This window comes from Mycobacterium barrassiae (assembly GCF_025822765.1).
Taxonomy (GTDB): Bacteria; Actinomycetota; Actinomycetes; order Mycobacteriales; family Mycobacteriaceae; genus Mycobacterium; species Mycobacterium barrassiae.
Genome location: NZ_JACKUK010000009.1, coordinates 129,525 through 152,637 on the forward strand (window position 1 = coordinate 129,525; position 23,113 = coordinate 152,637).

Consider the following 23,113-nt stretch of genomic DNA (forward strand, 5'->3'; position numbering starts at 1 on the left):
TCACTTTCCCGCGGCGGGCGCGGCGCACACCCGATGGTCCTGCGTGGCCTCCCCGCCGCCGGTGTCACCGGCAGCCAGATCCACCAGTCCGGCCAGGACGATGAAGCCGGGCTGGCCGTCGCTCAGCGTCGCGCCCACCACCACCAACGTCCTGCGGCCCATGTCTGCGCGCGCCCCCGGTATGCCGTCGGCCAGCAGCTGGAACGGGTTGACGGCGCCGAGGTCTTCGCCGGCGACCGCGATCGCGCTGTAGGGGCCGCCGACGAGCGACACCGGAAGCGGCGCCCACGTCGGACCGATATCGGCGGCGTGTGCTGTCAGCGCGTCGTGTACGTCGGCGCGCAGGCAATCCATGTGGATGTGCAGCTGATTCTGCGATCGCGCGAACTCGGAGTTGATCGCGAGGCTCAACCAGTCGCGAGGCACGGTGCGCCCGACCCGGTCTTCCACGAATGAACGGGCCTGCCATGCCGCGGCGAAGTAGTTGGTGGCATCCGGTGCGAGCAGCTCGGGGCTTTCGATACCGCTGATCCGCACGGTGGGGATCAGTAGGTACTGCGCCGCGCCGTCGATGTCCTTCAGTAGCGCGTATCCGCGGTCGTCATTCACCAGCGTGCACGGGTCGGGATCGCCGGTTATCCGTTGGTGCGGTACGCACTGATCGTTGACGATCCGCCAGAGCACGTCCGGGTCTGCAGCCGCCTGACCTCCGCTCGCGGCGAAGAAGATCGCCCCTGCGAGAACCACCGCGCGTGTCCAGGCCATCAGCTAGAAGTTCAGGTCCTTATAGATCTCTTTGAGGACGATCGGCAGCATCGCGTTCGCGGTCGTCCTACCATCCGGCGACAGCGTCAGATTCGTCCAGATCACCAGCGTCACATCGGCATCCGGATCGTGGCCGATGAACGAGTTGAACCCCGGCAACTCGCCGCCGTGGTAGTACATCTGGGCGGTCGGGCTGTATCGCTGATATGAGATCCCGTATCCGTACTCCTGACCACCGGGTGCGTTCGGATCCTCGACCTGCAAGCTGTCCACCCACTGCTTCTGATAGTCGGCGTTGAACACCTCGCCCGACACGAGCGTCTTGATCCACGTCGCCAGATCGCTGGCCGTCGAGATCGCCCCGCCCGCCGCGCTGGCGTACGACGGGTTCTGCTTGGTGTAGTCAACGGGTTTGAGTCTCCCCAAACGCATTTCGGCTTGCATCTCATCCGGATACGCCACGTCGGCGAGCGCGAACCTGGAGTCGCCGTACATGTAACCGTGCGAGGAGGGCGACGGGATCTTCGTGTCGTCAATCGCGGGCAGCGAGGTCTGTGTGAGACCGAAGGGTCCGAAAAGACGGTCCTGGAACTGGTCCGCCAGCGGCCGTCCACCGACCTTCTCGGCGACCAGACCCAGTAGTGCGTAATTGGTGTTGTTGTAGTCGTATTCGGCGCCCGGCGCGAACTCCCGCCGATGGCCGAACGCGATGGCCAACGCCTCTTGCGGCGTCCACGCCTTGGCAGGGTCAGTGTCGAGGATCTTCGCCAGCTCGGGCGCCGCCGTGTAGTTGTAGAGACCGCTGCGCATGGTCAACAGATCGGCGATGGTGATGTTCGCACCGTCGGGGACGTCCGGCACGTACTGAGATACCGGATCGCTGAACTTCAGCTTGCCCTCCTGCGCGAGCAGCACGATCAGCGCGGCCGTGAACGTCTTGGTGTTCGAGGCGATCCGGAAATGCGTGTCGGCGTTGGGCGGTGTTGACGCACCGAGTTCCGTCGTGCCGACACCCACGTCGAAGGTTCCCTGCGGCGTCCGCAGGACGACTACGGCGCCGGGAACGAGGAGGTCCTTGGCGGCCTGTTCGACCACCTCCCGCAAGGCCGCCGGGTCGATGGTCTTGAGCGCCGACCCCGCCGTTGCTGACTCCGGCGACGACGCGCACCCGGCGAGACCGAGCGCGACGCCCATCGCCAGCGACGCGACCAGGGCCGTTGGTTTCATGGCCCGCCAACCATAGGTCTTGTATCGGCGCCCGGGGCGGTATTGCGTTTTGCCAGCGTCGTAGCGACATTGTCGGGGACGTTGGGTCCGGCGGTAGTAGTTGAGCGACTCTGTCGCTAGGAGGCTGGCACAACGACATACCCGGCGGCGACGGGGTCCCGCCGTCAGCGAACGGGACGAGTCAACAACCCCACCCACGCGTGCCATCGCCCCCGCGGCGGCGTCCACACGTCCCGCTGCGACGCCGGCCACGCGTACGCGGGCGCGCCGTCATCGATCAATTCGAGCAGCCGCGGCTCGCCCAGCACCCGCGCCGACACCGCATACAGCGCGTCCACCCGCGTGGCAATCACGCCGAAGTCCACCATCCGAAAGAGTCTGTTCTCACTCGCGATGACATCCTCGATCGTCACCTCTTCGATCGGATAGCTCACGGGCAGCACATCTTTCATCGACAGCAGCGCCTGCGGCCCCCGCATCCGCGGATGACCCACCAGCTTCGCGGCGAACGCCATCCGCCCCAACGCCAACCCCGCGTCGGCCACTAACGCATGCGCGTACAACACCCGCACCAGCACCACATTCATGAAGAACCGCTCGGCCCGCGCCTCCCCCGCCGCGAGGTCCGCGTGCGCGAGGTACCCCGCGACGACGCTCGCGTTGTGCGCCAGGTACCACGAACGCGCCGACGGTGCGCGGAAGAAGCCGACCCAGTGCTGCACGGCCGGCCGCGACGCGCCCTCGTCCTCCACTAATAGCTTCGCCTCGAGCGCGTCACGCAGCAGATCCTCGTTGACCGCCCGCCACCACGGACTCCCCGGCACCGACGCGTCCAGCGCGTTGAGCACACCCCGTGCCTGCTGCCACCGCATGAACGCGACCACCGCCCGCCGGTACGGGCGGTAGGGCCGACGCACCTCGCGCAGCGCATACGTCTGCGCGGCCAGGCGGATCCGCGCCGCGGGATCGTCGCGCACCTGCGCCACCAGCCACTCGGCTTCCTGCGCGGCGGTCATCAGATCCATGGACACTCCCGACAATGTTGACGCTGATAACATCACGCGATGTTAGCGTTGTCAACATGGCCGGGCCCGCGAACATTCCCGATACCGAGGCTGCAAAAAGTCGCGGCTATCACCACGGCGACCTCAAACGGGCGCTGACGACGGCCGCACTGCAGTTGGTGCAGGAAAAAGGCCCCAACGGCTTCACGCTGCGCGAGGTCGCCCGACGCGCGGGCGTCAGCACCGCGGCGCCCTACCGCCACTTCGCCGACAAGGCGCAGTTGCTCGCCGCCGCGGCCGCCCAGGGCTTCGTCCAACTCCACGAGGCACTGGACGCGGTCACCGCCACCGACCTCTCCGAACAGGTTCTCGCGATGGGGCGTGCGTATGTCCGCTGGGCGATCGCCCATCCGGACTACTACCAGGTGATGTTCGGCCCCGAACTCGACAACACCGACAGCCCCGAGGTGCGCGAAGCCGGCGAGCGTGGCTTCACCGATCTGCTCGACGCGATCGTCCGATGCCAAGCCGCGGGGCTGCTGCCCGCCGGCGATCCGAAAGACCTCGCCGGGCCGATTTGGTCACTGCTGCACGGTGTTTCGACGCTGACGATCGGCCGCCACCTCAGCAACGTCGGCATCCGCGAGGACGCCGAGGCGCTGACCGAGCGGGCCTTGCGACAAATGTTGATCTGAATTCTTATGAGCGACAGCGATTTCTTAGACGTTACTCAGAGTTGTTCTGCCGCAAGCGGAATCCGCCCTCGATCCAAATTCAATACGTGGTGAGCAAGATCAATGCGTGCTAGCTTCGCCTCATGCGGCCACATGCAAAACTTCTCGTCGCCGCCGGCGGTCTGGCGTTGTCATTGACCGCTGGCGCCGGCATGGCGTCTGCGCAGGATCTCAGCGCAATTATCAACACCACCTGCACCTACCCCCAGGTGCTCGGAGCGCTCAACGCTCAGGACCCTGCCGCTGCGGCCGAGCTGACCAGCTCCCCATTGGCCGTCGGCGTTGTGCAGGACTTCCTCGCCTCGCCGGTTCCTCAGCGCGAGGTCACGGCCCAGCGGCTTTCGGCGATGCCGGCCGCCCAGCAGTATCTCGACACGATGCTGTTGGTCGCGGGCTCCTGCAACGCGTACTAAACCTGTAGCGAGACAACGCGATCAAGCGGGACCGGTCAGGTTTCCGTCACGGATGTCCCTGCGGCAATCGATCCGGCTCCGCCCCGTCTCGCTGACGCAGACCCGCACCTGCTCCTCGATGCCCGGCGGGTACACCTCGTCGTTGGGTCCGGGCAGGACCGTCGGGTTCGGCACGGGTCCGGAATAGATCGACCACAGGTGAGCGCCGGTGCTCGGCAGGTTCGAGCAGTACGCCTGCTGCCCCGTCGTCGCGATGCCGGCGGAACCGAGCGGATCGCAGTCCGCGCCGATCCGCACCACCGGGATGGCCGGCGCAGTGGCCGGCGGCGGCACCGGTGCTGGCTGTGCGGCGGTCGGCCTATGCTGCACCGCCGCCTCCTCCCGATCCGCGAAGATCAGACCCGCCGCGATCGCCACGCCTACCAGCACCGCGGCGGCGCCTCCGACCAGCAGTGCAGTGCGCAGCCGGTGTCCACCGCCCGGTGACACGTGCTTGGCCTGCCGCCCCGACGCCGGCGCCGCGACCGTCGCATCGGTGGCGCCCAGCTCCTGCGCGGCGGCGGACAGGCCGGCGGCCATCGCCTCGGCGAAGTCGGTGCACGTCTCGAAGCGGTCGGCGGGCGCCTTGGCCAGTGCGCGCTCGAACGCGGATCCCATCCCCGACAGCTCGGGGATGCGCTCGCCGATCGAGGGCGGGCTCGCCGTCAGGTGGTTGCTGATCACCACCGCGGGGTTGTCGTGCTGGAACAACTGCTGCCCGGTGAGGAGATGAAAGGCGGTGGCGGCCAGTGCGTACTGGTCGGCGCGGCCGTCGAGCGCCTGCCCCATCAGCTGTTCGGGCGCGGCGTAGGCCACCGTGCCGACGGTCATGTCGGTGGCCGTCAGGCCGGACGAGTCCCTCACCCAGCGGGCGATCCCGAAGTCCGCGAGCAGTACACGGCTGAACTTCGAACTAGTTTGGGCCAGAAGGATATTCGACGGTTTGACGTCGCGGTGCAGCAGGCCCTGCTGATGCGCGTAGTCCAGCGCGTCGGCCACACCCGACACGATCCGCACGACGTCCTCTGGCGGCAGACCGCCGCCGTGATCCGCGAGCATCCGTGCGGCGTCGGTGCCCTCGACGAAGTCCATCGTGATCCACAGCTGGCCGTCGAACTCGCCGCGATCGTGCACGCCGACGATGTGCGGATGCCACAGCCGCGCAACCACGTCGGCCTCGCGGTTGAAGCGTTCGCGGTACTCGTGGTCGACCGTCAGCTCCCGCGGCAGGATCTTCAGCGCGTCGTACCGCGGCAACCGGGGGTGCTGGACCAGGTAGACCTCACCCATCCCGCCGGCCCCCAGCTTGCGCACGATGGTGTACCCGGCGAAGACGTCACCCTCGGCTAGCGGCATGGCCTCACGCCCCACCTATCGCCGTTTTGCGCCATGTCGAAACTCTCGCACGCAGCGGACCGCCCATTGCTGTGGGGCTGACGAACGGCGCGTCGGGACACTACTGAACAGGCGTGACGACCTGTCCGGACTCGAGGAAGCTGTCCAGGTTGCGCAGCGTGAGCTCCTCCATCGCCGCGCGGGTCTCGACGGTGCCGCTGCCGACGTGCGGCAACAGGACGACGTTGTCCATCGACAGCAGCGGCTCCGGAACGTTCGGCTCGTGCGCGAACACGTCCAGGCCCGCCCCGGCCAGCCGACCGTCGACCAGCGCCGCCACCAACTCCTCCTCGTCGACGACGCTGCCGCGGGCGATGTTGATCAGATAACCGTCGGCCCCAAGCGCGTCGAGCACCTCGCGGTTCACCAGCTTCTCGGTGCTCGCCCCGCCCGACGCCGCGATGACCAGAACGTCGACACCGGCCGCCAACTCGACCGGCGAGCACACATACGTATACGGCGACCCGTCGACCTGATGCCGGTTGTGATACGAGATCGTGCAGCCGAAAGCGCTGAGCCGCTTGGCGATTGCACCACCGATGCGGCCCATCCCGATGATCCCCACGCGGGTGTTGCTCACCTGGCGCGTCAACGGGTAGATCCCGTCGACCGGCCACCGGCGCGCCCGCACATAGCGATCCGACGCCGGGAATTGCCGCAGCGTGTCGATCATCAGGCCGACCGCGGTGTCCGCCACGCAGTCGGTCAGCACGTCAGGGGTGTTGCTCACCACGATCCCCCGCGCGGCCGCCGCGTCGACGTCGGTCGTGTCGTAGCCGACGCCGAAGTTCACCACCGCACCGAGGTTCGGCAGCGCCGCCATCAACTCCGCGTTCACGCCGACGCCTCCCGATGTCACCGCCACGCGGATCTCGTCGCCGTGCGACGCCAGGAACTCCGCGGGATCACTGGGCAGTAGGTACGCCCCGTAGTCGTCGCGCAGCTTCTGCGTCAACGACGGCATCAGCCGCCCGACCTGCAACACTCCTTGACCCATAGTGCTGCACGGTACGGACTCGCTACCGGCCGCGCACGAGACCTTTACTCCGCGGTCGCCGATGCCGGGACGTGCCGCGCCACCGTGTCGTCGAGGGTTTCGCGCAGCGCACGGATCTCGGTGATCAACCGTTCGAGGTCCTCGCGCTCGATGTGTAGGACCTCGGCCCTGCCGGTCGTCGTCACCGTCGCGTTGCGCAGTTTGCCGCGGCGCAGGGCGGATTCGCCGATGATCTCGCCCGCCCCGACGAGGGCGATCCGCTCATTACCGACGTACACGCCCGCCTCCCCGCTGAGCAGGATGTAACAGGCGTCCGACGGGGTCTGCTCACGAATCAGCGGCCACGGCCCCGACGTCGACGTGCGGTGTGCCGCCTCGACGAGCTTCTTCAAGTCGGCGTCCGAGAACTTCGCGAACGTCGGGAACTCCCGTAATCGGCGGGCGCTTTCCTCTTGCTCCTGCCGGAGCGCCTCTGCACTTTCGCGCTCGTACCTGCGGTTGTCCATGGTGGGTCCCCCGATCCGCGATCTTGACCCTGACGTCGATGAGCCTATCCACCGCACTTCAAGAATGTGTCAAGAATTCCGTAAGCACCGGGCGCGATCGTAGTTCGCATGATCGATCGCCTCCGCGCCCTCGCCGTCACGGCCACCGGAGCGGTCTTCCTCGTTTCAGGACTCGGCCTGGCCGCTGTCGGTCTCGCCGGTATGGGCTGACGCGTCGATCAGTCGGCGCGGTCGAGCCGTCCCGCGGTGGCCTGGCCGCGGGACGGCCCGTCTGCGCCGACTATCGCTCGCTCCTGTCGCCGAGAGTGAACTGAGTGCACGCTCGGCAGGAACAGAGTGCGCCCCTATGGTCGAGATTGAACTGAGGGTCGTTGCCGTCGCCACAACCCTCAGTTCAATCTCGGTCATAGGACTCCGATAAGAGATGTCCTACCGCTCGTCCGAGCCGTACTCGAGCGCGGGCTCCGCCGAATCCACGCCACCCCTGCTGAGAATCGTCAACATGTCGGGTTGCACCTCGTAGCGGGCTCCGTCGGCGGGGTTGACGGCCGTGAACCCGCGCCCGGACGGCGTCGCGTTCGACAGCTGCAGATTGGCACCGTCGCGCAGCCGCTCACCCCGGTAGTAATAGGTGCCCGGCGCCGACTCGCACACCACCGCAATCGAGTTCGTGGTCCGGATCGCCGCCGCGGGCGTACTGCCCGGATCGCAGCGCGCGGTATGGCCGACGAATCCCTGCGCATCGGTCCCGGAAACCCCCGCGATGGGTTCGGATCGCGATGTCGTCGTCGTGGTGGTGGGCGTGCTTGTAGTTGTAGAAGGTGAGTCCGACGTCGTCGTCTCCGGCGACGATGACGGGGTCAGCGAGGTCGTCGGCACCGCCAGCCTGGTCTGCGGCGTCGACCCACCACCGGGGTCGCCGAACACCAGCACCGCGGCGAGCACCACCGCCGCGGTGAACATCACCACCGTCGCGGCGACCAGCGCCACTTGCGCCGGGCCGAACCGCGACTTCTTGACGGGCGGGGCGGGCGGAACCGGCGGGGGCAGGTACCCCGTCCGCGCCGGATTCGGATCGGCGGCGGAGAACTGCCTGGTGTGGCTCGGCGGAACCGGCACCGGCGGAGGCGTCGAGTCCGACAGCGCCGCCGCCGCGGCCTTGGCCAGTTCACCGGCCGTCGTATACCTCTCGGCGGGCTGCTTGGCCATGCCCTTGGCGATGACGTCGTCGAACCCGCGGTTGATGCCCCGACGCATGATGCTCGGCCGCGGCGGCGGGGAGAACATGTGCGCGCCCATCATCTGCCGCACGTCGCCGGCCTCGAACGGCGAACGGCCGGTGAGGCACTCGTAGAGCAGGCATGTCAACGAGTACACGTCGGCGGCCGGTCCCCCACGCGCGCCGCTGAACCGCTCGGCGGCCATGTAGGCGCATGAGCCGATGACCAGTCCAGTACTCGTCACGCTCGCCTCGCCGCCACCGTGCGCGATGCCGAAGTCGACGAGGTAGGCGAAATCCTCCCGCGTGAGCAGCACGTTCTCCGGCTTGATGTCGCGGTGCACGAGCCCGTTGGCATGCGCCGCGTCCAGCGCGGCCGCGACCTGACTGATGATCGACACCGCACGCGTCGGCGGGAGCGGTCCCTTGGCGAGCAGCTCGTCCTTCAGGCTCGCACCCTCGACCAGCCGCATGTCGATATAGAGGACGCCGTCGATGTCGCCGAAGTCGTGCACCGGGATGACGTGCGGCTCCTGCAAGCGCGCGGCGACGCGGGACTCACGCCGGAAGCGCTGCTGAAAGCTCTGGTCGGCGGCTACCTCGGTGCGAAGCAGCTTGATCGCCACCATGCGCTCCCTGACGGTGTCGTAGGCGCGGTACACCTCGCCCATTCCGCCGACACCGATCAGCGACTGGAGCTCATACGGCCCGAATTGCGTACCCACGCGAGTCCCGCCGTTCGGGGAGCCCATATGAATCCTTCCGTCCTCTCGATAAGTGCGTCCAACCGAGTTCCCGCGACAACCTGATCCTTAACCGCTCCCCGCAGCGGTAATATGTGGCGCACCGATGCGACCACCGAAAGCAAAGCAGCACAACCGATTTGCTCAGTCGCGAGTGTACAAAGGACCGCGGGACTTTGCGAACGGCGCTTTTCGGGGTGGCCGGCCGGCGGCGAGCCCGTTGACCTGCGACGCCACGGACTGGTCGCACGTCACAAATTCATATGCATAACGTTCGCCGTGACGGGGAACACCCTCTTGTCCGGCGTCATGTCGGTATCCGAACAATGCGCGACAGGAACCACGGTGGCTGATTCACGTACCAAGACCCCTACCACTGCGCAATCGAAATGGTTGTCTGAGTCGGCGGGGAAGATCCACGGCTCCGACAAGGACGAGGTGCAGTTCCACTACGACATCTCCAACGACTTCTTCAAGCTGTGGCAGGACCCGACCCAGACCTACAGCTGTGCGTACTTCGAGCGTGACGACATGTCGCTCGAGGAAGCGCAGATGGCCAAGGTCGACCTGTCGCTGGGCAAGTTGGGCCTCCAACCGGGGATGACGCTGCTGGATATCGGGTGCGGCTGGGGCTCGACGATCATGCGGGCGGTCGAGAAGTACGACGTCAACGTCATCGGGCTGACGCTCTCGGAGAACCAGAAGCGGCACATCGAGGAGCACTGGTTCGCCAACTCGACGAGCACCCGCAAGATGGAGGTCCGGCTGCAGCCGTGGGAGGAGTTCGACGAGCCTGTCGATCGCATCGTCTCCATCGGCGCGTTCGAGCACTTCGGCTTCGGCAAGTACCCCGACTACTTCAAGAAGACGTACAACCTCATGCCCGACGACGGCGTGATGCTGCTACACACGATCATCATTCCGAGCGACGAAGAGGTGAAAGCCAAGAAGCTGCCGCTGCTCATGTCGACAGTGCGCTTCATCAAGTTCATCCTCGACGAGATCTATCCCGGCGGTCGCCTACCGCTCGCAGCGCAAGTCGTCGAGCAGGCCAGCAAGGCCGGCTTCACCGTCACCCGCGAACAACATCTGCAGCCGCACTACGTCCGCACCCTCGACACGTGGGCGGCAAACCTGGAGTCGAACAAGGACGAGGCGATCGCGATCACGTCCGTCGAGGTCTACGAGCGCTTTCATAAATACCTCACTGGATGCGCCGACCTGTTCCGCAACGGATACACCGACGTGTGCCAATTCACTTGCGAGAAGCAATAATTCATTTAGTAGGGTTAAGCGGTAATGACTGACATGAAGTCCCACCCGATTGACATGCAGCCTCATTTCGAGGAAGTCCAGGCCCACTACGACCTGTCAGACGACTTCTTCGGACTCTTCCAGGACCCATCGCGGACCTACAGCTGCGCCTACTTCGAACGCGAGGACATGACCCTCGCCGAAGCACAGCTCGCCAAAATCGATCTCGCACTGGGCAAACTCGGACTCGAGCCGGGCATGACCCTGCTCGACGTCGGGTGCGGCTGGGGTTCGGTGATGAAACGCGCGGTAGAGAAATTTGACGTCAACGTCATCGGTCTCACGCTTAGCAACAACCAGACCCGTTACTGCAAACAGCTTTTCGAGACTCTCGACACCGAACGCACCACGCGCGTCGAGCTGCACGGGTGGGAACAGTTCGACGAGCCCGTCGACCGCATCGTCAGCATCGAGGCATTCGAGGCCTTCCCCAAGGAGCGCTACGGCGCGTTCTTCGAGACGTGCTACCGGCTCCTGCCCGACGGTGGCCGCCTGGTGCTGCAGACGATCATGGGTCATCCGCTCAAGCGCTGGCCCGACCTCGGCATCCCGATCGTCATGTCCGATCTGAAGTTCATGCGGTTCATCGCCAAGGAGATCTTCCCGGGCGGGTCGATCCCGTGCGACGAGGACATCATCGGGCTCTCGGGCGAGGCCGGCTTCGCGGTGCAGCATTTCGAAACGCTGAACCCGCACTATGTGCGAACGCTGGAGACCTGGGCCAAGAACCTCGAGGCTGCGCACGACGAAGCCGTCGCCGCCACGTCCGAAGAGGTCTATCAGCGCTACATGAAGTACCTGGTGGGGTGCGCCGACTTCTTCCAGCGCGGCATCAGCGAGCTGGGCCAGTTCACGCTGACCAAGGGCTGATCCGCGTCAGGGCGCGCCGAACACCAGCGCGACGTTGTTGCCGCCCAGGCCGAATGAATCGGACACCGCGTACCGATAGTCGCCGTGGCGCGGCCGGTCGGCCACCACGTCGAGATCGATCTCGGGATCGAGCGTCTTCAGATTCAGCGTCGGCGGAATGACGCCGTCGCGCAGCGCCTGCACCGTCAGCACCGCCTCCACCGCACCCGCAGCGCCCAACGAATGACCCAGCGCCGCCTTCGGCGCGTATACCGCCGCCTGGTGGTCGCCGAGTGCGCGGCGGATCGCGCGGGCCTCGGCGAGGTCACCGTGCTTGGTGCCGGTGGCGTGCGCGTTGATGTGGTCGATGTCCGACGGCGTCACCCCGGCGAGCTCGATCGCCCGGCTGATGGCGTCGCCCGCCCGCTCACCGCTGGGGTCCGGATCCACCACGTCGAAGCCGTCGGACGTGATGGCCGCACCCATCAGCCGAGCCAGGATCGGGGCGCCGCGCGCCTTGGCGTGCTCTTCGGTCTCGATGAGCATCAGCGCGCCGGCCTCACCGAGGACCATGCCGTCGCGGTCGGCGTCGAACGGGCGGCACGCGGCCGCGGGGTCGTCGTTGTTGGATGCCAGCCAGCCGAGATTGGTGAACGACGCGACCGGCACCGCCTCGATGTAGTTCTCGACGCCGCCGCAGATCGCCATGTCGGCTTCGCCGAGGATGATGCCCTGCCAGGCCTCCGCGATGGCGGCCGCACCCGACGCGTCCGCCAGCACCGGCGATGTGATGCCCGCCTTGGCCTGGAAGTCCAGGCCCACCGAGGCGGCGGGCGCATTGGGCATGTGCATCTGCACGGCGAGCGGATTGGCCGCGCGCACGCCACGTTTCTTGAAGTCGTCGTACAACACGATCATCGCCTCGGTGCTGGCCAGCGCGAGCCCGATCGAGACGAGGAGGCGACGGGTGTCGACTTCCGGGGATCCGGCGGCTTCCCACAGGCGGCGGCCGAGTACCCGCGACATCTTCTGCATGTACGACAACCGGCGCAGCTCGACGCGGTTGAGGTGCTGGTCGAAATCCTCGCGGAGTTGTCCGCCGATCCGGATCGGCAGGTTGTATTCGTCGACGAACGGCGTATCCAGTCTGCGAATGCCGCTCTGCCCCTCCAGCAATTGCTGCCAGGTGTCCTCGGCATTGGTGGCCAGGGCATTGCTGGATGCCAGCGCGGTAACGACGACATCAGGAAGGCCGCCGCCGGTCGTTCTACTGGCCATGTGTCACCAAAGTCCTTTACTCAGCTAGCGGACCTGGTCGTTATTTCCCAATCTACGACGGAATATGCACCGGTGCAGCAACTTTATCAACTGGCTTGGCGCCGGGGGCCCGACGGATAGCGACCTTCAGGCGCTCGACGAGCACGGGTGAACGATGAAGACGACGGCGATCCGATTTGCTAGACCAGCACGGTAACCACGTCGAAACCTGGCGCGGTCAAGCGGCTACTGCAGATCGAGTTGCTGAAACTGCAAAACTGGGCGAGCGCACCGAATTCGTCAGGCAGGCACAGATGTTCGCGTGCGCTAGACGACTGAGCCGTTGGCGCGCAGGCGTCCTGACCAAGTGGCACTTTCGGTCTTTGCGACGGTCATGACGCCGCGGGCGATGTCCCAGAGCTTGCTGTCGCGGTCCTCGAGAGACGCCGACAGGCCCGCCGCGCAGCGCATCACCGTCGCACCGAGGTTCTGCGACGTCATATAGGGCACCACGAGCAGCTTCGCGCAGGCGGTGCGGCCCTCAACCATCATCAGGCGGGGACGTCGCGGACCGGGTCGGTCGATCACGCGGGCGCCGGTGACGATCGACTCGAGATCGACGGGCCCCTCGGTCGGCGACCAGTTGATCCCGATGTCGACGATCTCGCCGAGCGGGGCGTGCAGGACGCCGATGAGTTCGGGCAGCTCCGAGGCGACCGAGGCGGAGTGCGGCCACCACGCTCCGTCGATGTCGGCGCCCAACTGTCGGGCGAGCAGAAGCCGTACGGGGCGGGCCACACGCCGCGTCCCCGACAGGCCGTTCACGACGACGGCTTAGAAGAAGGTGACTTCTTTTGTTCCTGATCCGAGAAGGTGGGGTTCTCTGTGCGCTCCGTCGAAGGCCCGCGCTTCGCGGCGACCTGCGGCTCGTAGGGATGCGAAAACAGGTCCGACGATTCCATAGGACACGTCCTTAAAACGTACGGGTACAGCCCATACATACGAATTGGGCGAACGGAAATCCGTCCGCAAGCTGATCGCGGGAGCAACGTTGGAAGAATGCTGGGCGAAACGGCCTACACCCAATTTACCCGATCAGCGGCAAGCGCAGTGACGCGAGTCGATTTTCGACCCTAGAACGCGCAATGGGCTGGCGGGAAACTTCCCACCAGCCCACGCGACGAAGATCTGGTTAAACCGCGGTCACACCGACTGCCTGCGGACCCTTGGCCCCCTGCTCGACGGTGAATTCAACTCGCTGGTTCTCCTCGAGCGACTTGTAGCCGCTGCCCTGGATTGCGCTGAAGTGAACGAATACGTCCTCTGCGCCGCCATCGGGAGCGATGAAGCCGAAGCCCTTATCGCTGTTGAACCATTTCACAGTTCCCTGCGTCATACTTTTCTACTTCTCTCATTGTGATTCGGATGTCGGAAAACACCCAGGTAGACAGTAACACGGCGGGCCGATAAAACGTATTCGCTTGTGCCGGAATGTTTTTCATGCGGCCTTGAGGGCGGCAATGCGCGCTCTGTCGATTTGCCTTGAGTAGCAACGCTTCTGCAACGACCGACTTCGCGAACGCCCGCCGGTGGTTGCGACACGGTCACGGAAGCGCATCCATCCGGGTATCGGTAGTCACAAAAACCTCACCAGTCACTATCGTCACATGGGCCAGTTCAAGACGTCTTCTGCGACGTCGTGCCCCTGAAAGGTGTGACATGTCGCCCCGACTTCTCATCGCATCGGTATCGGTTGCCTCGGCGACCGCACTGACCGTAGCGATGGGTGTCCTGCCGTCCGCGTTCGCCGCGCCGTGCACGGGTGCCGCCGCGGCCATCCAGCCGCCCGCAGGGCCGGGCGCCGGCGAGACTCCGGATCTGCCGGGCGACGGTCGGCCGCGAGGACAGCGACCGACCGGCACCAATGACGGCGCACCACTGCCGAGTCTGGGGCAGATCCCGGGCCTGTCCCGCACCGGACAGATCGACCAGCGAGCCGCGGTCGTGCCCGACCCGGCGCGACCGGTTCCCGATGCCAACCCCGTCGCACCACCGGCACCACCGGCGCCGTCACCGCCGGGCACGTCGCTCGTCGGCTGGGTGACCGGACCGGAGAGCCCGAACGACACGGTCAAGCGGTTCGCCATCACCGGCACCGATCTCGGCATCATGTGGGACAACGGCGCCGGCGAGGTGTTGATGGCCTTCGGCGACACCTACGGGTATTGCGGTGTGCACGGCCAACAGTGGCGCTACAACGTGTTGATGCGCAGCCGCGACGGCGCGTTGAACAATACGGTCGCCGCGACGAGCTCACCCCTTTGGGCCCAAGGACTTTCGAAGCAGATCATCAACAGCATCAGGTTCGCGCCGACGGAGAAGGGCATCATCCCGACGGCGGGCATCTCGGTCGGCGGCAAGCAGTACATCAACTTCATGTCGATCAAGAGCTGGGACAGTGACGGCCGGTGGACGACGAACTTCTCGGCGATCGCGGTCTCGCCCGACAACGGTGAGCGCTGGGGCGTGTACCCCGACTCGGTGCGCCCGGCCGCGCCGGGCAACGTGCAGCGGGCGCGCTATGTGCCGGGTAACGAGAACTTCCAGCAGGGGGCGTTCCTGAAACCGGGGCCTGGAGACCCCTACATCTATTCCTTCGGCACCCCTTCGGGGCGTGGGGGTGCCGCATACGTATCGCGGGTGCTGCCGGCCGGCATCCCCGACCCGCGCAGGTACGAGTACTGGAATTCGGACTCGAACTCCTGGGTGCCGGGCGATCCATCGGCGGCGACGCCGGTGATCCCTGGGCCCGTGAGTGAGATGTCGGCGCAGTTCAACACCTATCTCAAGCAGTACCTGGTGCTCTACGGCAACGGCGCCAACGACATGGTGATGCGAACAGCACCCGCGCCGCAGGGCCCGTGGAGTCCGGAACGGCTGGTCGTGCCGTCGATGCAGTTCCCCGGCGGTATCTATGCGCCGTTCCTGCACCCGTGGTCGACGGGTAAAGAGCTGTACTACAACGTGTCGCTGTGGTCGGCGTACAACGTGATGCTGATGAAAACCGTGCTGCCGTAGGGCAGTACGCAGCTATGCCCGGTGTCGGGGAGGCGCCGGGCATAGTTTGTTTCGACCCCTATGGGCGAGATTCACACCATGGTTGTTCGGACATGGTTGCTCGGACCTGCCACAACCGTGGTGTGAATCTCGCGCATAGGAGTGAGTGAGTACATATCGTGCAGTCATGGACGTAGTTCCGCTCGGCGGGCATCTGTCCCGGCGGCGACTGTTGCAGCTGGGAACGGCCGGACTGGCCGTGGCCTGCCTGAAGCCACCCGCGGCAGCGGCGGCGCCGGCGGTGAACCCTGCCTCGCGGGTGGTGCTGTGCCGCGACGCGTGGGGCGCGCAACCTCCCCGCCCCGGCGGACAGCCCAATCCCCTCAACCGCATGACGCTGCATCACACCGAGGTGATCCTGGGCGACAACTCCAACGCACCGACCCGACTCCGCCAGCATCAGCATTACCACCAGGACACGCAGGGCTGGATCGACATCGCCTATCACTACAGCGTGGACCGCAACGGGAACATCTACCAGCTGCGCAGCCCGCATCTCGTCGGCGATACCGCGACCACCTACGACCCGGCGGGTCACTTCCTGGTGCTCTGCGAAGGCGACTTCGACAAGGAAGCGGTGTCGGAGGACCAGCTCAACGGCGCGGCTCTGGTATTCGCCTGGGCTGCAGACCAATTCGGTATACCCACCGACACGCTCGCGGGCCATCGCGATTTTGCTCCCGAAACCACATGCCCCGGCGCCAGCCTCTACGAGCACGTCGCGTCCGGCGACCTCCAGAACCGCGTGGACAGCCTGCTGGCCGCCGGCCCGGTGAATCTCCCGACGATCTGCGGCCCCGAGGCGGACGCGATCGTCAGCGAGATCGAAGCGGGGCTGCGCTAGCCATCGCCGAACGTGCGTCTACGGCGATATTTCGCAACGATTTTCGCAGTAGGCGCACGCTCGGCGAGGAGGGCAGGCCGCGCTTACCGCGGCCCGTCGACCTCAAACGTCCCGGCGTCGTCTCTGAAGACCACCTGGACTCTGCGTTTGGCGCCGTTGATGGTCACGTCGCACGTGAAGCCTTCGCCCTTCTCGACTTTCGGATTCTTGCCGTCATTGCACCTGACCGCTGAAACCTCGTTCGCACCATACCCGTTGATTGGATCGCTGAGGACCTGCTTGACACCGGCTTCAGCCTGGGCGACGTCGAGAACCGTCCCGCTGCCCAAGCTTCCCGAGAACCACAGCCCGCCAAGCAGAGCCAGGCCGCCGAGCACGACGATCGCGACGATCGCACCGGCGATCATCGGCCCGCGCGCCGGTTTCGGAGGTGGCGGCGAAGCGGGCGGTTGCTGCCGATACGGCTGCTGCTGGGCAGGGGGTTGCTGCCAACCAGGTTGCTGCGGCGGGTAGGCCGGCCGCTGCGGCGGATACGCAGGCGGCTGCTGCGGATACGGCTGCTGCGGCGGATAACCCTGCGGCGGGTAAGGCTGACGCGGCTGCTGCGGCGGCGGATACGCGGGCCTGCCCTGCGGCGGCGCACCTCCGGGTCGCACCCACCACGGATCGCCCTGGCCCTGTCCCTGTCCCGGCGGCCGCGTCATGAGAACCGCTCGAAGCACTCGTCGACCCCGCTGGAAAGCCCGAGCCGATACGCGAGAATCCGCGTGAACCCCGCAGGCGCCGCGACCCCGTTGACGTCGCTGGCGACCATGCCGTTGGTCAACAGCCCCGCCACCGCTTCGTCGGTGTCGCCCGGCGACAAAACGAAGTCGGCGCCGTCCTCGTCGGTCATCCTCCCCTGTGCCACACCGGTCAAACACGCTGTGCGCAAAGCCGATACAGGCGTGTCGATCCGGACGCCGCGTTCCTTCTGCAGCGCCAACGTGTAGCGCGACGTCACCATCGACAACGCGGTGTTATCGCCTTGCACCAGAACTTCGTCCTCGTCCTCGTTCTTGGTCGCGCCAGCCGCCTGCAGCGCAGGCATGTCGACAAAGATTTTGTTGGAATCGGGACAGTAGGCGGTGGGTTCGGTAATCGTCGCGCCGGTGCAGTCGGCGCGGTCGGTGGTCAGTGTCGGAGGAGAGACGGGCTCGAACGTCATCTTCAGAACGTCCATCAACTTCGACAGCGTGTCGTCGTTGATCGGACTGTCCAGCGTTTGGGTTTCGTATCCAAACGTCACATGCTCGGGCAGATCGCCCTGCCGCCTGATGATCTCGTCCATGTCAATGGCCGCACACTGGTCCGCGCCGCCGGTGAAGCCCAACTGAAAGGCACTGACCCGGTCGAGCGCCGAACCGTGCGGATCCTCCGCAGGCCCGCCCTCGAGCCGGTCGCGGATGTAGATCACGCCGGCGAGCACATGGTTGAGACCGTCGCCGGTGCTCAACGTGAATCGCGGCGAATCTCCCGCCGCCACCCAGTGCAGGTAGACACCGGCGAAGCAGTCGGCCTGCTGTTCCCTGACCAGACCTGGTGTGTCGAGGTCGGCCAGGCCGGCCATCCATTGCAGCGCGTGCCCGTACTCGTGCGCGATCACGCCGACGACACCCATGTCACCGAAGTACTGCTGCGCGACCGGAAGAAAGACGCCGCGATCCCAGATCATCGTGTTCAGGTTGTAGCAAAACGCCGCGTTGGGGGCCTGATACATATCCGACCCGCACAACGGCGGAGTCGACGGGTCGTCCGAATCGTAGGAGATCAACGTGGCCACCGGGACGAACTCACCAGGCAGATACTTTTCGTAGTTCTTCGCCCAGAATTCCTGAATGTCGTTGACCGACAACAGCGCGAGCTTGTCCATCGGCCCGTTGTCGGTCATCTCGACGGTGCCCTCGGGTGCAGGCGCATTCGGCCGCGGACCGCTCGGTCCCTCGGTCACCGGCAGACCGCCGACCCGTTCGGGGTTGAAAAGCATCGACGTCGCCCGGCCGTTGACCACCGTCGGCGTGCATCCCGCCACCAGCAACGCCACGCAGGCCACCACGAGCCCCAACCGGGCTGCGCCCCTGCGGCCGGTCACCACGTCGTTCACTCGCAATTACCCCTCACAGGTGCCACATTGTCTCCCTAGTTGTCTCCCTACTTTGCCTCGTTCGCCCCATTTCAGCAGGGCGAATAGCCGAACAACCCATCGGGGCGGCTACCACATGCCCATAACCCCTCGCACCGCTCCTGCGGGCTGGCGGATACTCGACTGAAGGAGGGAGAACAACGTGGCGTCAGGGAGCTCACGTGTCGGCCAGATGTTCGGCCATTACCGGCTAACCGGCCTCATCGGCCGGGGCGGTATGGGAGAGGTGTACCGAGCGGATGACACGAGAAAAGGCCGGACGGTCGCGCTGAAGATCCTCGCGGAACAGTACTGGCAGGACGAGAAGTTCAGGACCCGATTTCAGCGCGAGTCGCGCGCGGCCGCCGTTCTCCAAGAACCACATGTGATTCCGATCCACGACTGGGGTGAGATCGACGGCCATCCCTACATCGACATGCGGCTTGTCGAGGGTCGGACACTGCAGGAAGTGCTCGCCGACGGGCCTCTTGCGCCCTCCCGCGCTGTGCAGATCATCATCGGGGTCGCCGCGGCGCTGGATGCAGCACACGAGGCACGTCTGATCCATCGAGACGTCAAGCCGCAGAACATCATCATCACGCCGTCGGACTTCCCGTATCTCGTGGACTTCGGCATCGCAGAAGCCAAGGGCGACAGCGGATTGACGGCGACGGGTATGCATATCGGCACGTTCGCCTACATGGCCCCCGAACGGTTCCGCAACCAGGACGCCACGCCAGCGGTCGACGTATACGCGCTCGCGTGTGTCCTCTACGAATGCCTCACCGGCGTCGCGCCATTCCAGTCGGGCAGCCTCGAGGTGGTCATGACGGCGCACCTGTTCTCACCGCCGCCGCAGCCCAGCCTCGCGAACCGCAATCTGTCGCCAGCATTCGACGAGGTCATCGCCCGCGGTATGGCCAAGGAGCCTGACGACCGCTACGGCAGCTGCGGGGCGCTGGGCCGAGCGGCGCAACGCGCACTGCAGGCCGACACCGTGATCGAACGGGCCCCGCGGCCCGCGACTCCGCCGCCACCCGCTCCCAACTACCCGTTCAGCGGCCCGACCGTCGTGCGGCCGGCCGATGTCGCTCCGCCCTACCCTCAGCCCTCGTATAACCCGCCGCCTCCTGCACCCGCTTCTGCACCGCGCAAGTGGTTGATACCGGCCGTCATCGCTGTGGTCGCGGTGCTGGTCCTGGGCGGTGTCGGAATCGTCATCGGACTGCTCTCCAACGACGATACCCCGCCGGTCGCCACCGCGCCCGACACCCCCGATCCGCGGCCCACCTACCGCGACACCAAGAGCCCGACCTCCGACCCGAAACCCACGCAGAATCCGCTGTCGGTGGGCTCACCACCACCGCCACCGCTGGTCGGTGACGACACCAGCGCGAACCCGCAGAGCTGCACCGGCGACTACTCGCTACCCGGCCGCAATGACGTCGGCACACACGCCCGCAGGGGCTCAGCCGACACCTCCTGCCTCTTCACCGAAAGCGTGTTGAACTCGTACTGGCAGACCTACGGCGACGCCAGCCGTGAGCTTCGCCAGGTGTCGGCTCCCGGTGCCGTCGACTGCCGCTCGCTGGGCGATGGAATCCCCTGTGACGGGCCGAATTTCGTGATGGATTGCCAAGCACGCCCAGGCAACGCCTACATCACATGCACCGGCGGCAGGGACGCCGTCGTCTACCTCTACTAGCAGTGGCCGGCCGGCAGCAGCGCGGTGTGCTCCTGCAGCCACGTCGCGACGCGCGTCAACGCCTGCGAGCCGTCCTCCAGTGAACCCGACCTCGGCTCTACCGCGACGGCAACCACCGCGAAGCCGTCGTTGACCGGGACGACTCCGAATTGCCGAACCAGGTAGTTGCCTTCCGGCGACGGGCCCCAGCCGCCTTTGAATTTCGCGCCTTCGATCGTGCCGAGCCCCCAACTCTGATCCGGCGCGATCTGCCCCATCAGATCCATGATCGGCTGGTTGCGGGGGTCGCACGTCGCCGCGGACAGAAACGTCGCCTGATCGCCGAGCGACCAGATCGTCTGGCCGAAGGCGGTGAATTCCGGTCTGACCTTTCGTGATTCGACGACGGTCGGGTCGCCGGTTTCCGCCAACACCGCCTGGACCTTCTGCGCTGCCATGGCGGGGTCACCGAGACTCGCCCAGATCGCTTCGGCCGCATCGTTATCCGACTGCGTGATGGCGGCACGCATCGCGTCGGTCACCACGGGCGGATCGCTCGCACGCAGCCCGGCGATCGCCAGCGGCACCTTGATCGTCGACCACGCGGGTCCCGTCGTCCATGCACCTGCTGTCACCGGTGCCGGCCCGGCGCCCACCGGCCGGACGACGATGCCCACCTCCGCGTTGAGTTCGGCGGCCAGCGAGGCGAACTCGGCGGCGAAGGGCCCGCTGTCGACAGGTGCGGCCTGCGTAGGCGTCGCGGGCGCTGGAGGCGCGGTCGTCGGTTGCACGGGCGCACTGCTTTCCGACGACGTCGGCGCCGAGCCGAGATTGCTCCCGATGACGAAGCCGCCGCCCACGATGCCGATCGCCAACCCGACGAGCACAAGCAACAGAAGAAGACGATTCCTCTTCGGGCGGGTGTCCCTCGAACCCGGGACCGGTCGGCTGTCGGTCGTGGTGGCCATCTCCCCCAGTATCACCGCCAACGGGACCGAGTCCGCGCAGCAGTGCCCTACGTTGTTGATAACAATGCCATCACTTGGTGGCCCCGTTGATGGTCGGCGTCAGGATCATGCCCTTCTCGACGCCCCACATCGTCGCGATGGTTCGGTACTCACCCGTCTGCATCAGGTGTTCGAGCGCCTTCAACAGCGATTCCGCCAGGCCTGACCCCTTGGCCACCGGCCACCCGTAGGGCGCGGAGTCGAACACCTCACCCGCCGGCTCCAGTGCGCCGCCGGACGTCTTGATCGCGAACAGCGTCACCGGCGAATCCGACGACATCGCATCGACTTCCCCGTTGATCAGCGCGGCGGTGAGATCGTCCTGGCTGACGAACACCCGCTTGTTGATCGGCGGCTGTCCCGACGCTTCACATGCCCCGCTCTTGGCCGGAATCTCCTCCGCCTCCTGCAGCGACGGGTACGCGACGCCGACCGTCAATCCGCATGCGTTGTTCGGGTCCACCTCGATGCCGGGCCGTTGCGCCCACAGCGTGCCCGCCTCGAAGTAGGTGACGAAGTCGACGGCTTCTTCGCGTTCCTTGGTGTCGGTGAACGACGACATCCCGACGTTGAAGTCGCCGCCGCGCACCGAGGGAATGATCGCCTCGAATGCCGTCTCGCGGTAATCCGGCACCAACCCCAGGGCGCGGGTGACGGCGTTCATCAGATCGACGTCGAAGCCGACGATCGCCCCGCTGGCATCTTTGAATTCGTTTGGGGCATAAGGCACATTCACGCCGATGATGAGCCGGCCCGTCGACCGGATGTCTTCGGGCACCGTCGCCGCGATCGATTCGACCGCGCCGGGCGCCGGATGCGGCGTCGCCGTCGACGTATTCTCGGACATCCTCTGCGGCTCGGCACGCTCGATCCCGCCCCGCCACTGCCAGACGCCGATGCCGCCGGCCACCACCAGCACTGCGATGGCAACGGCGACCGCGACCATGCGCCCGGACACCCGCCGATTGGTCGGGGCCGCGCGTCGCGCCGAATGCCGCCCGCTGCCGGCCATCCGCACCGGCGCGTTCAGCGCGCGCCGTGCGGCAGCGGCCAGTTCACCGGCGGTCTGATACCGCTTCGACGGCTTCTTGGCCATGCCCTTCGCGATGACCTCGTCGAACGCCGCCAGTTTTGGGTCGACCGCCGACGGCTGCGGAATCGGCTGGGTCATGTGCCCGGCGATCTGCTGTTCGAGGCTCTGCGCCGGATAGGGCCGCGCGCCGGTGAGGCATTCGTACAGCACGCAGGTCAACGCGTAGATGTCCGACGTCGGGTCCACCGGCTTGCCCTCGAACCGCTCGGGAGCCATGTAGGCCATCGTCCCCAGCGTGCTGCCCGCCGTCGTCAGCCCGACTTCGCCTGCGGTGCGGGCCAGGCCGAAGTCGATCAGATAGACGAAGTCGCGGTTGGTGATCAGGATGTTCGACGGTTTCACGTCGCGATGGATCAGCCCGGCGGCGTGCGCCGCGTCCAGCGCCGTCGCCACCTGCTCGGCGACTTTCACCGAAAACTCGGCGCTCAGAGGCTTTTTCGTCTCGTTGAGGATGGTCCCGAGATTGCGTCCCTCGATCAGCCGCATATCCAGGTAGAGCCGGCCGTCGATCTCACCAAAACTGTGGATCGGCACCACGTGTGGGTCGTTGAGTCCGGCGGCGGCCTGCGATTCGCGCCGGAACCGCGCCTGGAACGTCTCGTCGGCCGCCATGTTCGGCGGCAGCACCTTCACGGCGACGATCCGGTCGGTTTTGGTGTCGTAGGCCCGGTATACCTCGCCCATTCCCCCTCGGCCGATCAGCTGCTGCAGCTGATAGTGCCCGAATGGCGTCGCATCCACCGTT

General features: G+C 66.1%; 21 protein-coding genes. 7 read left to right on the forward strand and 14 right to left on the reverse strand.

The genetic code is table 11. The annotated features are described in order from the left end of the window. The 3 genes from H7J93_RS01395 to H7J93_RS01405 form a co-directional block, all read right to left on the reverse strand. Nucleotides 1-765 (reverse strand): CDP-diacylglycerol diphosphatase, encoded by a 765-nt coding sequence (locus H7J93_RS01395; protein WP_267304501.1) that lies wholly within the window; start codon nucleotides 763-765, stop codon nucleotides 1-3. A 3-nt stretch (nucleotides 766-768) separates the two neighbouring features. Then, entirely contained in the window at nucleotides 769-1,992 is a 1,224-nt protein-coding gene (locus tag H7J93_RS01400; protein ID WP_267304502.1) for a serine hydrolase domain-containing protein, read from the reverse strand. Nucleotides 1,993-2,156: 164 nt separating this feature from the next. Next, nucleotides 2,157-3,017 (reverse strand): hypothetical protein, encoded by an 861-nt coding sequence (locus H7J93_RS01405; protein ID WP_267304503.1) that lies wholly within the window; start codon nucleotides 3,015-3,017, stop codon nucleotides 2,157-2,159. A 56-nt stretch (nucleotides 3,018-3,073) separates the two neighbouring features. On the opposite strand from H7J93_RS01405, the gene H7J93_RS01410 reads away from it, so the two are divergent. Further along, nucleotides 3,074-3,691, forward strand: coding sequence for a TetR/AcrR family transcriptional regulator (locus H7J93_RS01410; RefSeq protein WP_267304504.1), 618 nt, complete (start codon nucleotides 3,074-3,076; stop codon nucleotides 3,689-3,691). 122 nt (nucleotides 3,692-3,813) lie between these two features. Further along, nucleotides 3,814-4,143, forward strand: coding sequence for a hemophore-related protein (locus tag H7J93_RS01415; protein ID WP_267304505.1), 330 nt, complete (start codon nucleotides 3,814-3,816; stop codon nucleotides 4,141-4,143). A gap of 21 nt (nucleotides 4,144-4,164) precedes the next feature. Here H7J93_RS01415 and H7J93_RS01420 read toward each other — a convergent pair whose 3' ends face one another. The 4 genes from H7J93_RS01420 to H7J93_RS01435 form a co-directional block, all read right to left on the reverse strand. Beyond that, on the reverse strand, nucleotides 4,165-5,538 hold the full coding sequence (locus H7J93_RS01420) for a serine/threonine-protein kinase (RefSeq protein WP_267304506.1): 1,374 nt from the start codon (nucleotides 5,536-5,538) through the stop codon (nucleotides 4,165-4,167). A gap of 100 nt (nucleotides 5,539-5,638) precedes the next feature. Next, entirely contained in the window at nucleotides 5,639-6,574 is a 936-nt protein-coding gene (locus H7J93_RS01425) for a 2-hydroxyacid dehydrogenase (protein ID WP_267304507.1), read from the reverse strand. 44 nt (nucleotides 6,575-6,618) lie between these two features. Then, on the reverse strand, nucleotides 6,619-7,080 hold the full coding sequence (locus H7J93_RS01430) for a cyclic nucleotide-binding domain-containing protein (protein ID WP_267304508.1): 462 nt from the start codon (nucleotides 7,078-7,080) through the stop codon (nucleotides 6,619-6,621). Nucleotides 7,081-7,509: 429 nt separating this feature from the next. After that, the gene (locus tag H7J93_RS01435) at nucleotides 7,510-9,051 is read right to left on the reverse strand and encodes a serine/threonine-protein kinase (protein WP_267304509.1); all 1,542 of its coding nucleotides are present in this window, start codon (nucleotides 9,049-9,051) and stop codon (nucleotides 7,510-7,512) included. A gap of 336 nt (nucleotides 9,052-9,387) precedes the next feature. Here H7J93_RS01435 and H7J93_RS01440 point away from each other — a divergent pair, with 336 nt between their 5' ends. Together H7J93_RS01440 and H7J93_RS01445 are read left to right on the forward strand one after the other, a co-directional pair. Continuing rightward, entirely contained in the window at nucleotides 9,388-10,317 is a 930-nt protein-coding gene (locus tag H7J93_RS01440) for a cyclopropane mycolic acid synthase family methyltransferase (RefSeq protein WP_308204900.1), read from the forward strand. Between the two features lie 24 nt (nucleotides 10,318-10,341). Continuing rightward, nucleotides 10,342-11,226 (forward strand): cyclopropane mycolic acid synthase family methyltransferase, encoded by an 885-nt coding sequence (locus H7J93_RS01445; RefSeq protein ID WP_276021162.1) that lies wholly within the window; start codon nucleotides 10,342-10,344, stop codon nucleotides 11,224-11,226. Between the two features lie 6 nt (nucleotides 11,227-11,232). Here H7J93_RS01445 and H7J93_RS01450 read toward each other — a convergent pair whose 3' ends face one another. From H7J93_RS01450 to H7J93_RS01460, 3 genes are all read right to left on the reverse strand, one after another. After that, entirely contained in the window at nucleotides 11,233-12,483 is a 1,251-nt protein-coding gene (locus H7J93_RS01450) for a KasA/KasB family beta-ketoacyl-ACP synthase (protein WP_267304510.1), read from the reverse strand. 306 nt (nucleotides 12,484-12,789) lie between these two features. Continuing rightward, complete coding sequence (locus H7J93_RS01455; protein ID WP_267304511.1) at nucleotides 12,790-13,260, reverse strand: DUF5994 family protein; 471 nt, start codon at nucleotides 13,258-13,260, stop codon at nucleotides 12,790-12,792. A 394-nt stretch (nucleotides 13,261-13,654) separates the two neighbouring features. Then, nucleotides 13,655-13,858, reverse strand: coding sequence for a cold-shock protein (locus H7J93_RS01460; RefSeq protein WP_267304512.1), 204 nt, complete (start codon nucleotides 13,856-13,858; stop codon nucleotides 13,655-13,657). Between the two features lie 323 nt (nucleotides 13,859-14,181). On the opposite strand from H7J93_RS01460, the gene H7J93_RS01465 reads away from it, so the two are divergent. Next, nucleotides 14,182-15,540, forward strand: coding sequence for a glycoside hydrolase family 183 protein (locus H7J93_RS01465; protein ID WP_267304513.1), 1,359 nt, complete (start codon nucleotides 14,182-14,184; stop codon nucleotides 15,538-15,540). Between the two features lie 166 nt (nucleotides 15,541-15,706). Next, complete coding sequence (locus tag H7J93_RS01470) at nucleotides 15,707-16,423, forward strand: peptidoglycan recognition protein family protein (protein WP_267304514.1); 717 nt, start codon at nucleotides 15,707-15,709, stop codon at nucleotides 16,421-16,423. A gap of 83 nt (nucleotides 16,424-16,506) precedes the next feature. Here H7J93_RS01470 and H7J93_RS01475 read toward each other — a convergent pair whose 3' ends face one another. Together H7J93_RS01475 and H7J93_RS01480 are read right to left on the reverse strand one after the other, a co-directional pair. Then, nucleotides 16,507-17,127 carry a DUF4333 domain-containing protein gene (locus H7J93_RS01475; protein ID WP_267304515.1) on the reverse strand — a complete coding sequence of 207 codons (621 nt, stop codon included), beginning with the start codon at nucleotides 17,125-17,127 and terminating at the stop codon, nucleotides 16,507-16,509. Further along, the gene (locus tag H7J93_RS01480; protein ID WP_372507754.1) at nucleotides 17,124-18,566 is read right to left on the reverse strand and encodes a neutral zinc metallopeptidase; all 1,443 of its coding nucleotides are present in this window, start codon (nucleotides 18,564-18,566) and stop codon (nucleotides 17,124-17,126) included. Before H7J93_RS01480 ends, H7J93_RS01475 begins: the two co-directional genes overlap by 4 nt. Before the next feature lie 211 nt (nucleotides 18,567-18,777). On the opposite strand from H7J93_RS01480, the gene H7J93_RS01485 reads away from it, so the two are divergent. Then, complete coding sequence (locus H7J93_RS01485) at nucleotides 18,778-20,289, forward strand: serine/threonine-protein kinase (protein WP_267304683.1); 1,512 nt, start codon at nucleotides 18,778-18,780, stop codon at nucleotides 20,287-20,289. Here the strand turns inward: H7J93_RS01485 and H7J93_RS01490 are convergent. Then, complete coding sequence (locus H7J93_RS01490) at nucleotides 20,286-21,236, reverse strand: serine hydrolase (RefSeq protein ID WP_267304516.1); 951 nt, start codon at nucleotides 21,234-21,236, stop codon at nucleotides 20,286-20,288. The two genes, H7J93_RS01485 and H7J93_RS01490, sit on opposite strands and share 4 nt — an antisense overlap. Before the next feature lie 70 nt (nucleotides 21,237-21,306). After that, a complete protein-coding gene (gene stpK7, locus H7J93_RS01495; RefSeq protein WP_267304517.1) occupies nucleotides 21,307-23,109 on the reverse strand; it encodes a serine/threonine protein kinase StpK7 in 1,803 nt (600 codons plus the stop codon). Between the last annotated feature and the right edge of the window lie 4 nt (nucleotides 23,110-23,113).